Consider the following 17991-nt stretch of genomic DNA (forward strand, 5'->3'; position numbering starts at 1 on the left):
CCGCACTAACGGGGCCCTTGCGCCCATCACCCCTCCTCGTGCCAAAATAGGACAAGGAGTCCGGGGAGGACTCCTTCCGCCCAACTATGGGCGGATTGCTCTGCATTGCACGCTATGGGGGGTCCTGTTGACTCCTGATCGCTCTGTGACTGATCGTCACGGTGGCGTGACTGTCCGCTATGGCATGGTCCATCGGCTTCCGTCGGTGATGAACACCTGGGAGGGCAATTCCATCGGTTTGGCCGACGCGGCTGGACGGATGGTGTAGTTGTAGTGCCGAGGACAAGCCGTTCGTCCTATAACCGACTCGACTCGCGTCCGCCATTTCGGGCAACGCGGGTCAAGGTGCAGAATTTAGAGGAATGAACCGAGAAGGTTCGGTTCTCCCGAGGAGGCCGCTCATGACCGCTCGCACCCCTGATGCCGAGCCGCTGCTGACCCCGGCTGAGGTCGCCACGATGTTCCGCGTCGACCCGAAGACGGTGACGCGCTGGGCCAAGGCTGGCAAGCTCACGTCGATTCGCACACTCGGCGGACACCGCCGGTACCGCGAGGCTGAGGTCCGCGCACTGCTCGCGGGTATTCCGCAGCAGCGCAGCGAGGCCTGAACCACCGCTCAACCAGCAGTAACTCGTACAACTCGGGCGAAGAGCACCACTACTGCCGGGTCCCCCAACCTGGCCGTACGTCCGACATATGGCTGCACGCGACGCGGTTCCCGCCCCAACGGGAGCCACGCCTGAACCACTTGGGTGAGTCGTTCGATCGCGCTGGACTCCGCCGGGTCCAGCGCGATCTTTTTGTGCGCTGGGGGGATACGGCCGGGCGCGGACGGGCGCGGCCGTGAGCGCCCTTGTCGCTCTCTGGGGGAGTCGGCCGGCGGCTCCCTGGGGAGGGGCAGGGGGAGTGGCCCCCGGGTGGTGCAATTGCACATATTAAATTGACTTGTTGTAGGAAGGGTGTAAGTTCGGGTGTTCGGAAAACTGGTTCGGTGACACCCGTCACACACCGCGCGCCTTGTTGCGTGAGATGCCCCTGCGCTAAAGGGACTTCGGCGGTCCGGTGCCCTCGTCATCGGGCGGCTCGTCGCCCCGCACACCGCCCTGGACCTCGTCCTGCTCCTCCCGTACGGCGTCCTGGCGGACGAAGCCGGCCTGTGGCGCCTCGGGGCCGTCGGAGCCGGTCTGGGAGGGCTCCTGGGCCAGCCTGAGGAGCCGGTGGCAGATGGGGCAGTGCCGCGTCAGATGGCGGTAGCTGGTGGCCGCCGCGAGGTGGGCGCGCAGCAGGGCGCGCGTCTCGTGGCGAGCGGACGCAGAAGAAGCGGACATGCGTCACCTCCGTGGGAGCCTCCCGCCGGCCCCCTAGCTGTCTGGGTACCGGCGGAATGTGACGGAGTCAAGACTCCGGCGCCCGGGCACACGGAAGAGGGCCGCACCCGATGGGTGCGGCCCTCTTGCTTCCTTCTGCTGCGGTCCTGACGGGATTTGAACCCGCGGCCTCCACCTTGACAGGGTGGCGAGCACTCCAAACTGCTCCACAGGACCTTGCTCCGCGGCGCTTGTTCGTGCGTTGCGCTGCGAGACAGGACTCTACAGCAGTGCAGGCCCGGCGGTCGAACTCACCCGCTGTGCCCGCGCGGTCACGGCGCGGCGGCGTCGATGGCCTTCACGATCCGCTTGTCCGAGACGGGGTACGCCGTGCCGAGCGCGTGCGCGAAATAGCTGACGCGAAGCTCCTCGATCATCCAGCGGATGTCCAGCACCTCCCGGGGCACGGGCCTGCCCTGCGGCAGTTGTTCGAGGAGCCACAGATACTCGTCCCGCATCTCGCGGACCTTCTCCATGCGCGTGGTGTCCCGCTGGACGTTGGTCGGCATCTGCTGCAGCCGCCGGTCCGCGGCCACCATGTACCGCATCAGGTCCGGCAGGCGCCGCAGCCCCGTCGCCGTCACGAAGCCGGGTGCGATCAGGGAGTCGAGCTGCTGCCGCACGTCCGCGAGGTTGGGCAGCAGCGCCGGGCTCCTCGTCGACTTCAGGCGCCGCTCGCACGCCTGCCAGGCGGCGAGGACCTGCTGGACCTGGCCGACCGCCCGTACGGTCGTGTCGACGATGTCGGCGCGCACCTTGTCGAAGAGCTTGCGGTAGGACTCCTCGTCCCACACGGGCCCACCGAAGTCCGCGATCAGCCGGTCCGCCGCGGCCGTCGCGCAGTCGTCGAAGAGCGCCTGCATGGAGCCGTGCGGATTGGCGGACAGGGCGAGCTTCTGCTGGTTCGTCAGCTTGTCCGAGGCGAACTTGCCGGGGTTCACGGGGATGTTGCGCAGGATGAGGCGGCGCGTGCCCTTCCACATCGCCTCCTGCTGCTCCGCCTCGGTGTCGAAGAGGCGTACGGAGACGGTGTCGCCGTCGTCCACGAGCGCCGGATAGGCCTTGACCGGCTGGCCGGCGCGCCGGGTCTCGAACACGCGCGAGAGGGAGCCGATGCTCCAGTCCGTGAGCCCGGTGCGCTCCACCGCCGCGCCGCCCGAGCGCTCCGCCGTCGCGGCGGCCGCCTGGGAGAGGGCCTTGCGGGCCTTCGGCTTCAGACGGAGCTTGAGGGCCTGGAGGTCCTTGTCCTCGGCGAGCTTCCTGCGCCGCTCGTCGGTGATCCGGAACGTCACCTTCAAGTGGTCGGGAACGCGCGTCAGATCGAAGTCCCCCGGCGAGACCGGCACGCCCACCATCCGCTGGAGCTCCCTGGCGAGCGTGACGTGCAGGGGCTCCTGCAGCGGCACGGCGCGGTCGAGGAACGCCTTGGCGAAGTTCGGCGCCGGCACGTAGTTGCGGCGGACCGGCTTCGGCAGGGAGCGGATCAGCTCGACGACCACGGCCTCGCGCAGCCCGGGGATCTGCCAGTCGAAGCCGTCCTCCGTGACCTGGTTCAGGACCTGGAGGGGAATGTGGACGGTCACGCCGTCCGCGTCGGCGCCCGGCTCGAACTGGTAGGTCACCCGGAACGTGAGCGGACCCTGGCGCCAGGAGTCGGGGTAGTCGTCCTTGGAGACGTCCCCCGCCTTCTCGTTGATGAGCATCGACCGCTCGAAGTCGAGCAGTTCGGGCTCCTCGCGCTGCTTCTTCTTCCACCAGGAGTCGAAGTGCGCCCCGGAGACGACGTCCGCGGGCACCCGCTGGTCGTAGAAGTCGAAGAGCGTCTCGTCGTCCACGAGGATGTCGCGGCGCCTGGCCCGGTGCTCCAGCTCCTCGACCTCGGTCAGGAGCCTGCGGTTCGCGGCGAAGAACTTGTGGTGCGTGCGCCAGTCGCCCTCGACCAGGGCGTTGCGGATGAACAGGTCGCGGGAGACCTCGGGGTCGATGCGGCCGTAGTTCACCTTGCGGTCGGTGACGATCGGGACGCCGTACAGCGTCACCTTCTCGACGGCCATGACCGCCGCCTGGTCCTTCTCCCAGTGCGGCTCGCTGTACGTGCGCTTCACCAGGTGCTGGGCGAGCGGCTCGACCCACTCCGGCTCGATGCGCGCGTTGACCCGCGCCCAGAGGCGGGAGGTCTCGACGAGCTCGGCGGACATGATGAAGCGCGGGGGCTTCTTGAACAGCGCGGAACCGGGGAAGACGGCGAACTTCGCGTTGCGCGCGCCGATGTACTCGTTGCGGCCGCCGCGCTGCTTGCCGTCACCGTCCTTGGCGGACCTGCCCTCCTTGGACTCCTTCACGTCCTTCATCCCGATGTGGGACAGCAGGCCCGCGAGGAGGGAGATGTGCACGTGCTGCTCGGGGGCGTCCTCGTCGTTGAGGTGGATGCCCATCTGCTTGGCGACCGTACGCAGCTGGGAGTAGATGTCCTGCCACTCGCGGATGCGCAGGTAGTTCAGGTACTCCGCCTTGCACATCCGGCGGAAGGACGACGAGCCGCGCTCCTTCTGCTGCTCGCGCACGTACCGCCACAGGTTGAGGAAGGCGAGGAAGTCGCTCGTCTCGTCCTTGAAGCGGGCGTGCTGCTGGTCGGCCTGCGCCTGCTTGTCCGCGGGGCGCTCGCGCGGGTCCTGGATGGAGAGCGCCGCCGCGATCACCATGACCTCGCGCACACAGCCGTTCTTGTCGGCCTCCAGGACCATGCGGGCGAGGCGCGGGTCGACGGGGAGCTGGCTGAGCTTGCGCCCCTGCTGCGTGAGCCGCTTCTTCGGGTCCTTCTGCGTGGGATCGAGCGCACCCAGCTCCTGGAGGAGCTGGACGCCGTCGCGGATGTTGCGGTGGTCCGGCGGGTCGATGAAGGGGAACTTCTCGATGTCACCGAGGCCGGCGGCGGTCATCTGGAGGATGACGGACGCGAGGTTCGTGCGCAGGATCTCCGCGTCCGTGAACTCCGGGCGCGAGAGGAAGTCGTCCTCGCCGTAGAGGCGGATGCAGATGCCGTCCGACGTACGCCCGCAGCGGCCCTTGCGCTGGTTGGCGCTGGCCTGGCTGATCGCCTCGATGGGCAGCCGCTGCACCTTGGTGCGGTGGCTGTAGCGGGAGATGCGGGCCGTGCCCGGGTCGATCACGTACTTGATGCCGGGGACGGTCAGGGAGGTCTCCGCGACGTTCGTCGCGAGGACGATGCGTCTGCCGGTGTGCGGCTGGAAGACGCGGTGCTGCTCGGCGTGCGAGAGCCGGGCGTACAGGGGGAGGACTTCCGTGAACCGGTAGTTCTTCTTGTTCAGCGCGTCCGCCGTGTCGCGGATCTCGCGCTCACCGGAGAGGAAGACGAGGATGTCGCCCTTGCCCTCGGCCTGGAGCTCCTCGACGGCGTCCGTGATCGCGGTGATCTGGTCGCGGTCGCTGTCCTCGGAGTCCTCTTCGAGGAGGGGCCGGTAGCGGACCTCCACCGGATACGTACGGCCGCTGACCTCGACGATCGGGGCGTCCCCGAAGTGCCGCGAGAAGCGCTCGGGGTCGATGGTCGCCGAGGTGATGACGACCTTGAGGTCCGGGCGCTTCGGCAGCAGCTGCGCGAGGTACCCGAGGAGGAAGTCGATGTTGAGCGAACGCTCGTGCGCCTCGTCGATGATGATCGTGTCGTACGCGCGCAGCTCGCGGTCCGTCTGGATCTCGGCCAGCAGGATGCCGTCCGTCATCAGCTTGATGAACGTCCCGTCCGGATTCACCTGGTCGGTGAAGCGGACCTTCCAGCCGACGGCCTCGCCCAGCGGCGTGTCCATCTCCTCGGCCACGCGCTCGGCGACCGTGCGCGCGGCGATGCGGCGCGGCTGCGTGTGGCCGATCATGCCGCGCACGCCACGGCCGAGCTCCAGGCAGATCTTGGGGATCTGCGTGGTCTTGCCCGAACCGGTCTCACCCGCGACGATCACGACCTGGTGGTCGCGTATCGCCTCGGCGATCTCGTCCTTCTTCTGGCTGACCGGAAGCTGCTCGGGATAGCTGACCGCGGGCACACGGGAGCCGCGCTCGGCCATGCGGGCCTCGCCCTTCGCCACGTCCGCCGCGATCTCGGCGAGGACGGCGGCGCGGGCCTCGGGCTTACGGATGCGGCGCGCGCCCTCCAGCCGCCGGCCGATCCGGTGCTCGTCGCGCAGCGAGAGCTCGGACAGGCGGGGGGCGAGGGCGTCGAGGGTGAGGGCGGGCTGCGTAGACATACGGGTCCCAGGATCTCACCCGCCGCTCGGCGGTGGCGAACCGATTTCCCGCGGGGCGCGGCCCGGCCGTTACGATTCCGGGCATGCCGACCCGCGTGCGCACGCTCCGGAGCCCCCTCGTGGCGCTGCTCCTCGCGGTGCTCGGGCTCGGCATGTTCTGCGCGCCCGCGGTGGCGGTCGCGGTGGCGGCACAGTCCGCGCCGCCGGCCGCCGGCCAGGCGCACGTCACTGTCTCCGTGTCCGCGTCCGCCCCCGCTCACGACCGGCCCGGCTGCGGGCAGGGGGAGCGGCGGGACGGCCTGGACGAGCCCGCGCAGCCGCCGCGCCCCAGCACCTCGCACGAACTGCTGCCCGCCCTCGCCGACGCGCACGGCGGCAGCGGCTCCTGGGCCGGTGACCCGGCGGTTCTCGATCTGAAGCCGCCGCGGCAGCCGCCGGAGCCGATGGCACCGTCCCCGTTCGACCTCTCGGTCCTGCGCGTGTAGGAGGCCCCTGACCGCAGGGGCCTTCATCAACGACACGCATATACGTACACGCACGCGCACATGCACACGTACATGTATACGTGTACGGACACGAGAGAACACACGCATGCCCGAGAACGGCAACAGCAAGAACGGCAACAGCAAGAACGGCAACAGCAAGAACGTCAGCGCCACGAACGTCAGCGCCACGAACGTCAGCGCCACGAACGCCGGCGGCAAGAGCGCCGGCAAGAAGAGCCGCAGCATCGCCATCGGCGCGGGCGTCGCCGTCGCCGCCGTGCTGCTCGGCCTCGCCTCCTACACGGCGACCAAGCCCGATGACCCCTCCGGCGCCACCGTGACCGAGGAGGCCGCGGGCGCCGAGCCGTCCACCGGGGCGGAAGGGCGGACCGGCGTCTATCCCGAGCTGGAGAAGCTCGCACGCCGCGACGGGAAGGACCCGCTCGCCCTCGGCGACGAGGACGCCCCCGTGGTGATGGTGGAGTACGCCGACTTCAAGTGCGGCTTCTGCGGGAAGTTCGCCCGCGACACCGAGCCCGGACTCGTCGAGAAGTACGTCGAGAAGGGCACCCTGCGCATCGAATGGCGCAACTTCCCCATCTTCGGCGCGGACTCCGAGCGTGCCGCGCGCGGCGCGTGGGCCGCCGGGCGCCAGGGCCGCTTCTGGGAGTTCCACGAGGCCGCGTACGCCGAGGGGAGCAAGGAGAAGGGCTTCGGCGACGGGCGCCTGAAGGAGCTGGCCGAGGAGGCCGGGATCAAGGACGTCGGCCGCTTCGTGAAGGACGCGGACAGCGACGGGGCACGGGCGGCCGTCAAGAAGGACCAGGAGGAGGCGTACGGCCTCGGGGCCACCTCCACGCCGTCGTTCCTGGTCAACGGCAGGCCCATCTCGGGCGCCCAGCCCGACCGGGTCTTCGACCAGGCGATCGAGGCCGCCGCGAAAACCGCCGAGGGCGCGGGGAAGGCGGGCGGCAAGGGCGCGGGCGGCCCGCGGTGACCGCCGACGTCGGGTACTTCGCCGCGTTCATCGGCGGGCTGCTCGCCCTCGTCAGCCCGTGCAGCGCCCTGCTGCTGCCCGCCTTCTTCGCGTACTCGATCGACTCCACCTCCCGCCTCGTCGCGCGCACCTGCGTCTTCTACGCGGGACTCGCGACGACCCTGGTGCCGCTCGGGGCCGCGGGGTCCGTCGCGGGGCGGTTCTTCTTCGGCCACCGCGACCAGCTCGTGCTCACCGCCGGGTGGCTGATCATCGGGCTCGGTGTCCTCCAGATCCTCGGCATGGGCTTCGCCTCGCGGAGGATGGCGGAGCTCTCGGGGCGGATCAGGCCGACCACCGCGTTCTCGGTGTACGCGCTGGGGGCGGTCTACGGCCTCGCCGGCTTCTGCGCCGGGCCGATCCTCGGCAGCGTCCTGACGGTGGCCGCGGTCAGCGGCAGCCCCGTCTACGGCGGCCTGCTGCTCGCGGTCTACGCGCTCGGCATGGCCGTGCCGCTCTTCCTGCTCGCCCTGCTCTGGGACCGCTTCGACCTGGGGAGGCGCGGCTGGCTCCGGGGCCGGACCTGCCGCCTCGGGCGGTTCGAGCTGCACACGACCTCGCTGCTGTCCGGCCTCTTCTTCATCGGCCTCGGCGCGCTCTTCCTCGCCTACGACGGGACGACCGCCCTGCCGGGGCTTCTCGACGTGGACGACTCCTTCGCGGTGGAGCAGTGGGCGGGGGACCTCGGCAGGGCCGTGCCGGACTCGGTGCTGCTCGTCGGGGTCGTGGTCCTGGTGGCGGTGGTGCTGGGGGTGCGGTCTTGGCGGGGGCGTTCCCGCTCCGGTTCCGGGTCAGGGCCCGGGCCCGGAACCGGGTCAGGGTCTGGCTCCGGGTCAGGGCCCGGCTCCGCCGGGGCCAAGGCCGAGCAGGGGTGAGTCCCTTTTAGGTGGTTTAGCGTGGTTCGTATGTCACACCCGGCACCTGAATCACCTGAGCCCCAGCCGCCCCACCACCCCCACGAGGAACACCGGCACGGCGCGCACGGCCGGGTCCCCACCCCCGGTGAGCGGTGGGCCGCGTTCAAGGAGTCACCGTTCCTTCCGGCGCTCGTGCTGGTGTTCATCCTGGCCGCCGCCGCCGGGCTCTTCGCGGGCTCGTACACGTACTCCATGGCCAAGCCGACGCCCCACCACGTCCCCGTGGCGGTCGTCGGCGACCAGGACTCCGCACAGGGCAGGGCCTTCCTCGGCGGCATGGAGAAGGCCCTGAACGCCTCGCTGGAGGTGAAGGAGTACCCCACCTTCGACGGGGCCAGGCGGGACGTGGACGAGCAGCGGGTCTTCGCGATCGTGGACGTCAGGCGCGGCGACGACCGGGTGACGCTGAACATCTCCGGGGCCGCGGGCGCCTCGGTCGCCCAGGTGCTCGCCGAGACCGCGCCGAAGGTGGCCGAGGCGACCGGCGTCCCGGTCACGGTCAAGGACATCAAGCCGCTCCAGGAGGGCGACCCGCGGGGGCTCGCGATCTTCTACATCTCCCTGGCGGCGGTGATCATCGGCTTCGTGGGCGCGATCCAGCTCAGCGTCCACGCCAGGGGCCTGAACCCGGCGGAACGGATCGGCTTCACGGTGCTCTACGCGCTCCTCGGCGCGTTCGTCATCGCGGCGGTCGTGGACTGGTGGCTGGGCGCGCTGGATCTGCCGTTCGTCGAGTCGTGGCTGATCCTGGCGCTGACGATGTTCACCTCGGGGATGGTCTTCACCATGTTCAACACCCTCTTCGGGCGGTGGGCGATGCTCCCGACCTGGGGCCTCATGGTGCTGCTCGGCAATCCCTCGTCCGGCGGGGCCGTGTCGTGGCCGCTGCTCCCCTCGGTGCTCGGGCACATCGGCCAGTGGCTGCCGCCGGGGGCCTCGGTCAACGCCCAGCACACGGCCGTCTACTTCGGCGGGCACCAGCACGCGTTCCCGTTCCTGGTCCTCGCGGGCTGGGCGCTGCTCGCCTCCGCCGTCTTCTGGGTCTGGCGGCACCGCCATCCGGGTGGCAGGAACGGCGGACGCGCGCACACCCCGGCGCACGCGGCGGGTTCGGGCGCTCCGGCAGCGTGACGCAGGGGAAACGACGAAGGCCCCGTCCACTGGACGGGGCCTTCGATGCGAGTGGCTGGGGCCGGGATCGAACCGGCGACCTATCGCTTTTCAGGCGATCGCTCGTACCAACTGAGCTACCCAGCCACGCGATCCGCGTGGAATCGCAAGCGGTCCTGACGGGATTTGAACCCGCGGCCTCCACCTTGACAGGGTGGCGAGCACTCCAAACTGCTCCACAGGACCAAGCGTTGTGCGAGCACTAGTCTCGCACAAGGTGTTGCGTGCCCCCAACGGGATTCGAACCCGTGCTACCGCCTTGAAAGGGCGGCGTCCTGGGCCACTAGACGATGAGGGCTAAGAGGCCCGCCTGGGCGCTTTGCAGCGCGTCGGGGACGTGAGAAGCATATGGGATGTGGGGAGCTATCGCCAAAACGGTTTACCGGGAGCGGCCCGGGGCGGTCGGCGACGGGGTCGCCCCGGGCTGGTTCTCCTTGGGCAGATGGCGGCTGACCTCGGCCTTCGTCAGGCCGAGACCGCCGAGCCTGATCTCGTCCCAGGCCTGCAGCCGCTTGGTCGTCCGGTCCAGATAGAGCACGGAGGCCTCGACCGGGTCGGGGTACTTGCCCTCGACCGCGCGCAGCCCGCTGCCGCCCGTCGACCCCTCGACGCGCAGCCGCGTGCCCCCGTCCATGACCTCCATCTCCTGGTGGTGCACATGGCCCGCGAGGACCAGCGGAACCTCGCCGTCCGTCTCGCGGGCCACCGTGGGGTCGTGCGCGATCGCCACGTCCACCGGGGTGCCCGCCGCCCGCTCGGCGCGCAGGGCGGAGGCGAGCCTGACGCCCGCCAGGTGGTGGACCGATCCGGACCGCTTCGCCGAGCGGTCGGGGGTGTACTGCGGGTCCCCGATCCCGGCGAACCGCAGCCCCGCCACGTTCTCGGCCCGGCCGTCGTCGAGCACGTGGACGTTGTCGAAGCGCTCCAGGTAGCGCTGGGTGGTGCGCGAGTCGTGGTTGCCGCGCACCCAGACGTAGGGCACGCCGAGGTCCTCGACCGGGTCGAGGAAGGCGTTCTCCGCGGCCGAGCCGTGGTCCATGGTGTCGCCGGAGTCGACGATGACGTCGATGTCGTACTGCTCGACGAGCGAGGTGATGATCTTCCAGCTCGCCGGGTTGAGGTGGATGTCGGAGACGTGCAGGACCCGCATGGTGGTCGGGTCGGGCTGGTAGGCGGGGAGCGTGGACGTGACGTCGTAGAGCTTGGTCACATTGGTGACCAGGCGCGCCAACTCCTGCTGGTAGACGTCGAACTCGCTGACGATGCTGCGGGCGTTGCCGACCACCGAGGGGGCGCCGCTGAGCAGCCCGGAGAACTTCGGCTCAAGGACCGACTTGGGGTTCCAGGTGGCGTACGCGGCTCCGCCCGACGCCGCGAGGAGCGCCAGCGCGAGACCGCCGGCGGCCAGCGCGCGGCGCGGGCGGCGGTACACGGCGAGGCCGAGCGCGGTGGCCCCCGAGACGACGGCGGCGCAGGAGCGCACGGCCAGGTCGAGCGTGCCGTGGCCGACGTCGTGGACGACCTCGTCCTGGAGCCCGGCGAGCCGCTCCGGGTGGTCGACGAGGGCCTGGGAGCGGACCGGGTCGAGCTGGTCCACGTCCACGTCGAGCCGGAGCGGCGCGGTGTGCGAGCGCAGTTCCAGGGCGCCGAGCGGCGAGACGTTGATCTTCGTGCCGCCGGACAGGGAGGGCCTGAGCGTCATGCGGGTGTCCATCGGGCCCACGGGCGCGCGCACGCTGCCGACGATCAGCAGGCCGAGCCAGGCGCCGAAGACGACGACCGCGATCAGGCCGGCCGCCGCCCTGAGGGGGTGGTGCGCGGTGCCTTCGAGGAGGTCCGCGGCGGCTCCGGGGCCGTCGTGGCCACGGGTGCGGCGAGCACGGGTGCGGCCCACGAGGGCGCCGCCCACCCGTCGTACGCCCTGGAGAACGACTCCGAAGTCGCGGGCCATTGGTCCCGTATGCCCAGTTGGGACATCGGGTATGCCGGGACGGGAGCGACGGCGTGGCCGACAATGGGGGCGTGCTGGAGATGACGCGCGAGGAGTTCGAGGAACTGGTCGGCGAGGCTCTCGACCGGATTCCGCCGGAGCTGACACGGCTGATGGACAACGTGGCCGTCTTCGTCGAGGACGAGCCGCCCTCCGACGACCCCGAACTTCTGGGGCTCTACGAGGGGACGCCGCTGACCGACCGCGGCGAGTGGTACGCCGGGGTGCTGCCGGACCGCATCACGGTCTACCGGGGGCCGACGCTGCGGATGTGCGGGTCGCGCGAGGAGGTCGTCGCCGAGACGGAGATCACCGTGGTGCACGAGGTGGCGCACCACTTCGGCATCGACGACGCCAGGCTGCACGCGCTCGGATACGGGTGACGGCGGGGCGGGGAGGCCGGGGCGGGTGACGCCGGGCCGGGTGACGGCGGGCGGGTGAAGGCGGGTGACGCCGCGTCCGTGTCCTCTTGCGGGTGACGGGAGTTGGGCAGGGCGTCCCGTTGTCAGCGCCTCAGGAGGTGCTCGGCCGTGCGCCATGTGTACGTTCCCGTCCGTTGGGCCGCGGTCGCGGTGGCCGTCGCGGCGACCGCGGGCTGCATGAGCGTCGGTGGCGACGGGCACCCCCCGGGCCCGGGGCGCTCCGCGGGGAGCCGCGGCGGCGCGGCGGCCCCCGACGGCGCGCCCGTGGTCAACGGCGACGACGCCATGTCCGGCGGCGGTCGGGGCGGGGGCGAGGGCCGGGCGAAGGGCGAGGGCAAGGACAAGGGCAGGGGGAAAGGCGGCAAGGACGGCAAGGGCGGCAAGGACGGGGACGCCGAGCGGGGCGACGGCAAGGGCGCCGCGGAGCGCGCCAAGCGCCCCGGGGCCTCCGTCACGCTCACCGAGAAGCCGCCGCCGGGCGGGCAGGGCGAGCCGGACCCGCCGCGGCCGACCCCGACGCGTACGACCGAGAGGCCCGAGCCGCCGAAGCCCGAGCCGACCCCGACGCCGGACCCCACGACTCCGGAGCCGTCGCCGTCGGAGCACGAGGGGCCCGGGCCGGCGTAGCGAGGGGCAGGGTCGGCGTGGCGCGAGGGGCCGGCGTCGGCGTGGCGCGGCGGTGGTCGGGCGAGGGCGGCCGGCGGGTGTGCGCCTCCGGGGGTGGGATGTGCGTCTGTGCAGGTCGGAGGGGGTGTGACGGGGGTGGTTTGCCTTGGAGGGGGGTAGGTGCGTATGGTGGTAGATCGTTTGATCCCATTTGCCCGGCGCCGACACAGAAGAGCGCCGCGTGGCGCGTACTCTCCCTTGCCGTGGCTGACCGCATAGAGGCGGTCCATTGCGAAATCACGGAGTAGACGGGCGCGTGCCGAGACTCCGGAAGGTTTCGCATTTCGCATGTCCATTTTCAGTTCTGACCACGCCGTCCTGCCCGAGAACGAGACCGTCGTGACCGACGAGGCCGTCGTGGCCGCCGCCGAGATCGTCGAGTCCGCCGAGGCCCGGGACGCCGCCGAGGTCACCCCCGACGCCGTCGCTGACGCCGACGCGACCGCCGCCCTCGCTGACGCCGAGGCGACCGCCGCCGACGTGACCGCCGACGCGGACGAGGCCGACGCGGCGGACGAGGCCGTCGCGGCCGACGGCGCCGACGCCGAGCCCGAGCTGACCTTCGGCGACCTCGGTCTGCCCGAGGGCATCGTCCGCAAGCTGGCGCAGAACGGCGTCACCGCCCCCTTCCCGATCCAGGCCGCGACCATCCCGGACGCCCTGGCCGGCAAGGACATCCTCGGCCGTGGCCGCACCGGCTCCGGCAAGACCCTCTCCTTCGGCCTGCCGATGCTGGCGACGCTCGCCGCCGACGGCCGCACCGAGAAGAAGAAGCCCCGCGGCGTCATCCTCACGCCGACCCGTGAGCTCGCGATGCAGGTCGCGGACGCCCTCCAGCCCTACGGCGACGTGCTCGGCCTGAAGATGAAGGTCGTCTGCGGCGGTACGTCGATGGGCAACCAGATCTACGCCCTGGAGCGCGGCGTCGACATCCTCGTCGCCACCCCGGGCCGCCTGCGCGACATCATCAACCGCGGCGCCTGCTCGCTGGAGAACACCCAGATCGCCGTCCTCGACGAGGCCGACCAGATGTCGGACCTGGGCTTCCTGCCCGAGGTCACCGAGCTGCTCGACCAGGTGCCGTCCGGCGGCCAGCGCATGCTGTTCTCGGCCACGATGGAGAACGAGATCTCCACGCTGGTCAAGCGCTACCTGAACGACCCGGTGACGCACGAGGTCGACAGCGCCCAGGGCAACGTCACGACCATGACGCACCACATCCTCATCGTGAAGCCCCGCGACAAGGCGCCCGTCACGGCCGCCATCGCCGCGCGCAAGGGCCGCACGATCATCTTCGTCCGCACCCAGCTGGGCGCCGACCGCATCGCCGAGCAGCTCTGCGACGCCGGTGTGAAGGCCGACGCGCTGCACGGCGGCATGACGCAGGGCGCCCGTACGCGCGTCCTGGAGGACTTCAAGAAGGGCTACGTCAACGCCCTCGTCGCCACGGACGTCGCCGCGCGCGGCATCCACGTCGACGGCATCGACCTGGTCCTGAACGTGGACCCGGCCGGCGACCACAAGGACTACCTGCACCGTTCGGGCCGTACCGCCCGCGCGGGCCGCTCCGGCACGGTCGTCTCCCTCTCCCTGCCGCACCAGCGCCGCCAGATCTTCCGCCTGATGGAGGACGCGGGCGTCGACGCCACGCGCCACATCATCAACGGCGGCGGCACCTTCGACCCGGAGGTCGCCGAGATCACCGGCGCCCGCTCCATGACCGAGGTGCAGGCCGACTCCGCGGGCAACGCGGCGACCCAGGCCGAGCGTGAGGTCAAGGACCTCACCAAGGAGCTGGAGCGCGCGACGCGCCGCGCCGCCGAGCTGCGCGAGGAGGCCGACCGCCTCACCGCGCGTGCCGCCCGTGAGCGCGGCGAGGACCCGGAGGCCGCGGTCGCCGAGGCCGCTGCCGCCGCCCAGGCGGTCGTCGAGGCCGCCGTGTCGGTGCCCGAGCAGGCCGCCGACGAGCGCCCGGTCCGCGAGGAGCGCTCCTCCTCGTACGACAACCGCCGTCCGCAGCGCGACGAGCGCGGCAACTACGAGCGGGACCGCCGTGGCGACCGTGGCGGCTTCAACCGCGACAACCGTGACGACCGTGGTGGCGACCGTGGTGGCTTCAACCGCGACCGCCGCGAGGGTGGCTTCCGCCGGGACGACAGCCGTGGCGGCGACCGTCCGTTCAACCGCGACCGTCGCGACGACCGCGGTGGCGACCGTGGCGGCCGTTCCTTCGAGCGCCGTGACGACAACCGCGGTGGCGGCTTCAGCCGTGACCGCCGCGACGACCGTGGTGGCGACCGTCCGTTCAACCGTGACCGTCGCGACGACCGCGGTGGCGACCGTGGTGGCTTCAACCGCGACCGCCGCGAGGGTGGCTTCCGCCGGGACGACAGCCGTGGCGGCGACCGTCCGTTCAACCGCGACCGCCGTGACGACAACCGCGGTGGCGGCTTCCGCCGCGACGACCGCCCCTCCGGCGGCCACCGGGGCAGCGACCGCCCCTTCAACCGTGACCGCCGCGACGACCGCCCCTCGGGCGGCTTCCGCTCCGGCGGCCACGATCGCCCGTCGCACAACCGCCGCGACGACCGCTCCGGCTCGGCCACGGGCTCGTTCGGCCGCCGCGACGACAAGCCGCGCTGGAAGCGCAACGGCTGACGGCTGAACAGCCTCCGCACACCCGAAGGGCCCGTACGACACTCCTGTCGTACGGGCCCTTCGGGGTGCTGGGGGGGTGCGGTGAGCATGATCCAGAGTACCGATGTCAGTACGCACTGTTACCTTCATGGCCAATGGGATCGAGGTCCGGTGAAGAGCCGGGCCTTTAGGGGAGGGGACCCCGTGGTTCGTCATGCCTTGGTGCGGTGCGCGGTCGCTGTAGCGCTCGCCTCGTCCGCCGTCGTCGCCACGCCGTGGGCGGCGGGAGCGGCGGAGAACAGCCCGCCCGAACAGCCGGTTCCGGCCGAGCTCGCGACAGGGGGCCAGGACTGCGCCAGAGGCGCGGAGAGACCCTACGTCGCGACCCGGCCGCAGCTGGAAGCGGTGCTCCGCGATCCGGACGCGCAGCCGGTCTCCGCGAAGTTCGAGATCTCCTGGCGGGACGGTGCCGGGGAGCGGCACGTGCGGTCCCTCCGGACGGAGAGCAAGAGCAGCGGTTCGACGTTCAGCCGGCCCGTCCCGGCGGAGGTGCCGCCGTCCACCCAGGTGAGCTGGCGCGTGCGCGCCTCGGACGGCTCGGCGTGGGGGCCGTGGAGTTCCGCCGGCGGCAAGGGCAAGTGCCAGTTCGTCCTCGACGACGAGGCGCCCGCGGAGCCTTCGGTGTCCTCGGCGGAGTACCCCGACGACGACCAGTGGCACGACGGGGTGGGCATCCGCGGCACGTTCAAGGCGGCTTCCTCGTCGGGCGACACGGTGGCGTACGTCTACAGGTTCATGGGGGAGACACCGCAGACGGTCCGGGCCGAGCAGCCCGGCGGCACGGCCGAGTTCAGCTGGCTGCCGCAGTCGGACGGCCCGGGCTCCGTCACGGTCCAGGCGCAGGACAGGGCAGGGAACAGGAGCGCCCCGACGACCCACCGATTCCTGGTGAAGGAGGGCGGGAAGCCGGCCGCGCACTGGAGGCTGGCCGACCCGGCGGGCTCGTCCGAGGCGACCGCCGAAGCGGGCGGGAAGGCCGCGAAGGCGGGCGGCGGCGCCGTCTTCGGAGCCGAGGGGCCCGCGCGTACGGCGGTGGGGTCGGCGGTGGAGCTGGACGGTTCGGCGGAGGCGTTCCTGACACCGGGCGCCCCGGCGGTCGACACCGGCAAAGCCTTCGCGGTGAGTGCCTGGGTGCGGCCCGACGAGACGGGGCGGGCCATGGCGGCGGTCAGCCAGGACGGTGTCGGGACGGCCGCCTTCCGGCTGGGCGGCGAGGGTGGCGGGACGTTCTCGTTCGCTCTGGCCGGCCCCGACGGTTCCGCCGAGCGGGCGGAGGGCGGCAGGCCCGAGCGCGGGGAGTGGGCCCACCTGACGGGGGTGTACGACCCGGCGGAAGAGACGGCCCGGCTGTACGTGAACGGACGCCTCGTCGACACGGCCGAGAACGCCCGCGCCGTCCCGGCGAGCGGTGACGCGCAGATCGGCCGGGCCCTGGGAGAGGCCGGGCAGGGCCGGAACTGGGACGGCCGGATAGCCGACGTGAGGGCGTGGAACCGGGTGGTCGTCCCGGAGGAAGCGGCACGGCTCGCGGAGCGCGGAACCGTGAGTGAGGGGCACTGGAAGCTCGACGCGGCGGTCGGCGGTGCGAGCCCGGAGCAGGGAGGAGGACAGCCGTTGCGGCTGGGCGGGGACGCGAAGATCTTCGGCGGCGAACAGCAGTGCGACCCGCTGGACCCGGAGTGCGCCCCCGGCCGGGACCCGATGGTGGGCGCGGGGGAGCTGGAGCTGGACGGCACGGGTGACTTCGCGGCGACGGACGGTCCGGTCGTGGCCACCGGGGACAGCTTCTCGCTGGCCACGCACGTGCGGATCGACCCGGCCGCCGGTGACCGGACGATGACGGTCCTGTCGCTGCCGGGCGAGCACGTCAACCTCGCCGCGCTGCGCTACACGCCGGAACGGCGGAAGTGGGAGCTGACCCTGGCACACGAGGACCGGGCGGGAGCGGAGACGACGACGCTCAGGGCCGACAGCGCCCGTGCGACGAGCGGCGCCCCGCACCACCTGGCGGTGGTCCTCGACGCCGGGACCGATGAGGTCCTGCTGTACGTGGACGGCACGGTGGCGGCGCGGGCGCCGTTCCACCACGCGTGGCGGGCCACGGGCGGCCTCCAGGCCGGCCGCGCTCAGCTGGCGGACGGCTGGGGCGAGTACCTGCACGGGGCCGTGGACGACGTGCACGCCTTCGCGGGCGCGCTGACCGAGCAAGAGGTGGTGTTGTTGCGCGCGGCCGACTGACGCACGGCGGCGACCGTGCCGGGCACCCGGTGAGCATCCGGAATCTCTTGCTCCGTAACTGATTCGGCTTCCGGCGGCGATACCCGATCGGATGGCGGGACCCGTCCCGCTATGCTCGGGGGTGCACCGACGCGGACCGTTAGCTCAATTGGCAGAGCAGTGGACTTTTAATCCATTGGTTGTGGGTTCGAGTCCCACACGGTCTACCGCTCGACCCCTGGTCAGACATCGTCTGGCCGGGGGTCTTCCGCTTTTACGGGGGGCTGGAGATCGCTGGCTGGCCCGCTGCTGGCCGGCGGGTCCGCGCATCGCACGGCAGCGCACGACGCAAGATCCAAAAATGTGCCTGGCTGGGCAAAGACATCAGGTCACGGCCCGTTCACGGTGGTCGAGTGCCGCTCGACCCCATGCCCACCTGGGTAAAGGCCCGCCGTGTGGAGATCGGGGCCCGCATCCGAGCCGCACGCCTGCACGCGAACTTCACCCGGGTAGAGCTCGGCCACCGCGTCGGCCGTGACCACAGGACGATCCATCGGTGGGAGTACGCGACACGGGAGCCGACCCTCTTCGATCTCCTGCTCCTGGCCGACGCCCTCGACGTCCCGCTCCGCGACCTCGTGTAGCAGCGGGTTGCGGACCCGGCCGGGGCCGGGGCCGGACCTTCCGCCCGTCCCCAGAGCATCGGGGTACGGGACGGGCGGAAGGAGGGCGGACGGCCCGCCCGTATCCGTGGTGAGGCGG

At 71.5% G+C, this 17991-nt stretch carries 13 protein-coding genes and 5 tRNA genes; 11 read left to right on the forward strand and 7 right to left on the reverse strand.

Annotated features, from left to right (window positions below):
- Window positions 1–401 precede the first annotated feature (401 nt).
- A complete protein-coding gene (bldC, locus tag AB0I16_RS09960; RefSeq protein ID WP_003949541.1) occupies window positions 402–608 on the forward strand; it encodes a developmental transcriptional regulator BldC in 207 nt (68 codons plus the stop codon).
- 432 nt (window positions 609–1040) lie between these two features.
- Here the strand turns inward: bldC and AB0I16_RS09965 are convergent, their stop codons facing one another.
- The 3 genes from AB0I16_RS09965 to hrpA form a co-directional block, all read right to left on the reverse strand.
- Window positions 1041–1328, reverse strand: coding sequence for a DUF6274 family protein (locus AB0I16_RS09965; protein WP_363248799.1), 288 nt, complete (start codon window positions 1326–1328; stop codon window positions 1041–1043).
- A gap of 141 nt (window positions 1329–1469) precedes the next feature.
- Window positions 1470–1544: transfer RNA gene (locus AB0I16_RS09970), tRNA-Asp, on the reverse strand.
- Window positions 1545–1639: 95 nt separating this feature from the next.
- The gene (gene hrpA / locus AB0I16_RS09975; RefSeq protein WP_363248800.1) at window positions 1640–5629 is read right to left on the reverse strand and encodes an ATP-dependent RNA helicase HrpA; all 3990 of its coding nucleotides are present in this window, start codon (window positions 5627–5629) and stop codon (window positions 1640–1642) included.
- An 83-nt stretch (window positions 5630–5712) separates the two neighbouring features.
- On the opposite strand from hrpA, the gene AB0I16_RS09980 reads away from it, so the two are divergent.
- The 4 genes from AB0I16_RS09980 (at window position 5713) to AB0I16_RS09995 (ending at window position 9198) form a co-directional block, all read left to right on the forward strand.
- Entirely contained in the window at window positions 5713–6114 is a 402-nt protein-coding gene (locus AB0I16_RS09980) for a hypothetical protein (protein ID WP_363248801.1), read from the forward strand.
- A 106-nt stretch (window positions 6115–6220) separates the two neighbouring features.
- Window positions 6221–7111: a DsbA family protein gene (locus AB0I16_RS09985; protein ID WP_363248802.1), complete on the forward strand. Its 891-nt coding sequence runs from the start codon at window positions 6221–6223 to the stop codon at window positions 7109–7111.
- Window positions 7108–8025 carry a cytochrome c biogenesis CcdA family protein gene (locus AB0I16_RS09990; protein WP_363248803.1) on the forward strand — a complete coding sequence of 306 codons (918 nt, stop codon included), beginning with the start codon at window positions 7108–7110 and terminating at the stop codon, window positions 8023–8025. The genes AB0I16_RS09985 and AB0I16_RS09990 overlap by 4 nt, the downstream gene beginning before the upstream one ends.
- Before the next feature lie 30 nt (window positions 8026–8055).
- Complete coding sequence (locus tag AB0I16_RS09995; protein WP_363248804.1) at window positions 8056–9198, forward strand: ABC transporter permease; 1143 nt, start codon at window positions 8056–8058, stop codon at window positions 9196–9198.
- 52 nt (window positions 9199–9250) lie between these two features.
- On the opposite strand, the gene AB0I16_RS10000 is transcribed toward AB0I16_RS09995, so the two are convergent.
- The 4 genes from AB0I16_RS10000 to AB0I16_RS10015 form a co-directional block, all read right to left on the reverse strand.
- Window positions 9251–9324 (reverse strand) — tRNA-Phe (locus AB0I16_RS10000).
- 24 nt (window positions 9325–9348) lie between these two features.
- A tRNA-Asp gene (locus AB0I16_RS10005) sits at window positions 9349–9423 on the reverse strand.
- Between the two features lie 39 nt (window positions 9424–9462).
- Window positions 9463–9535, reverse strand: a tRNA-Glu gene (locus AB0I16_RS10010).
- Between the two features lie 81 nt (window positions 9536–9616).
- Complete coding sequence (locus tag AB0I16_RS10015) at window positions 9617–11188, reverse strand: metallophosphoesterase (protein WP_363248805.1); 1572 nt, start codon at window positions 11186–11188, stop codon at window positions 9617–9619.
- Window positions 11189–11259: 71 nt separating this feature from the next.
- Here AB0I16_RS10015 and AB0I16_RS10020 point away from each other — a divergent pair, with 71 nt between their 5' ends.
- The 6 genes from AB0I16_RS10020 to AB0I16_RS10045 all read left to right on the forward strand — a co-directional run bounded on the left by AB0I16_RS10020 (window position 11260) and on the right by AB0I16_RS10045 (window position 17873).
- On the forward strand, window positions 11260–11610 hold the full coding sequence (locus tag AB0I16_RS10020; RefSeq protein ID WP_363248823.1) for a metallopeptidase family protein: 351 nt from the start codon (window positions 11260–11262) through the stop codon (window positions 11608–11610).
- Window positions 11611–11757: 147 nt separating this feature from the next.
- Window positions 11758–12276 carry a hypothetical protein gene (locus tag AB0I16_RS10025; RefSeq protein ID WP_363248806.1) on the forward strand — a complete coding sequence of 173 codons (519 nt, stop codon included), beginning with the start codon at window positions 11758–11760 and terminating at the stop codon, window positions 12274–12276.
- Window positions 12277–12603: 327 nt separating this feature from the next.
- Complete coding sequence (locus AB0I16_RS10030) at window positions 12604–14973, forward strand: DEAD/DEAH box helicase (protein ID WP_363248808.1); 2370 nt, start codon at window positions 12604–12606, stop codon at window positions 14971–14973.
- Window positions 14974–15156: 183 nt separating this feature from the next.
- Window positions 15157–17250 (forward strand): LamG domain-containing protein, encoded by a 2094-nt coding sequence (locus tag AB0I16_RS10035; protein ID WP_363248809.1) that lies wholly within the window; start codon window positions 15157–15159, stop codon window positions 17248–17250.
- A gap of 133 nt (window positions 17251–17383) precedes the next feature.
- A tRNA-Lys gene (locus AB0I16_RS10040) sits at window positions 17384–17456 on the forward strand.
- A 201-nt stretch (window positions 17457–17657) separates the two neighbouring features.
- The gene (locus AB0I16_RS10045) at window positions 17658–17873 is read left to right on the forward strand and encodes a helix-turn-helix domain-containing protein (RefSeq protein WP_363248810.1); all 216 of its coding nucleotides are present in this window, start codon (window positions 17658–17660) and stop codon (window positions 17871–17873) included.
- Window positions 17874–17991 lie beyond the last annotated feature (118 nt).

This window comes from Streptomyces sp. NPDC050703, from assembly GCF_040654435.1.
Classification (GTDB): Bacteria; Actinomycetota; Actinomycetes; order Streptomycetales; family Streptomycetaceae; genus Streptomyces.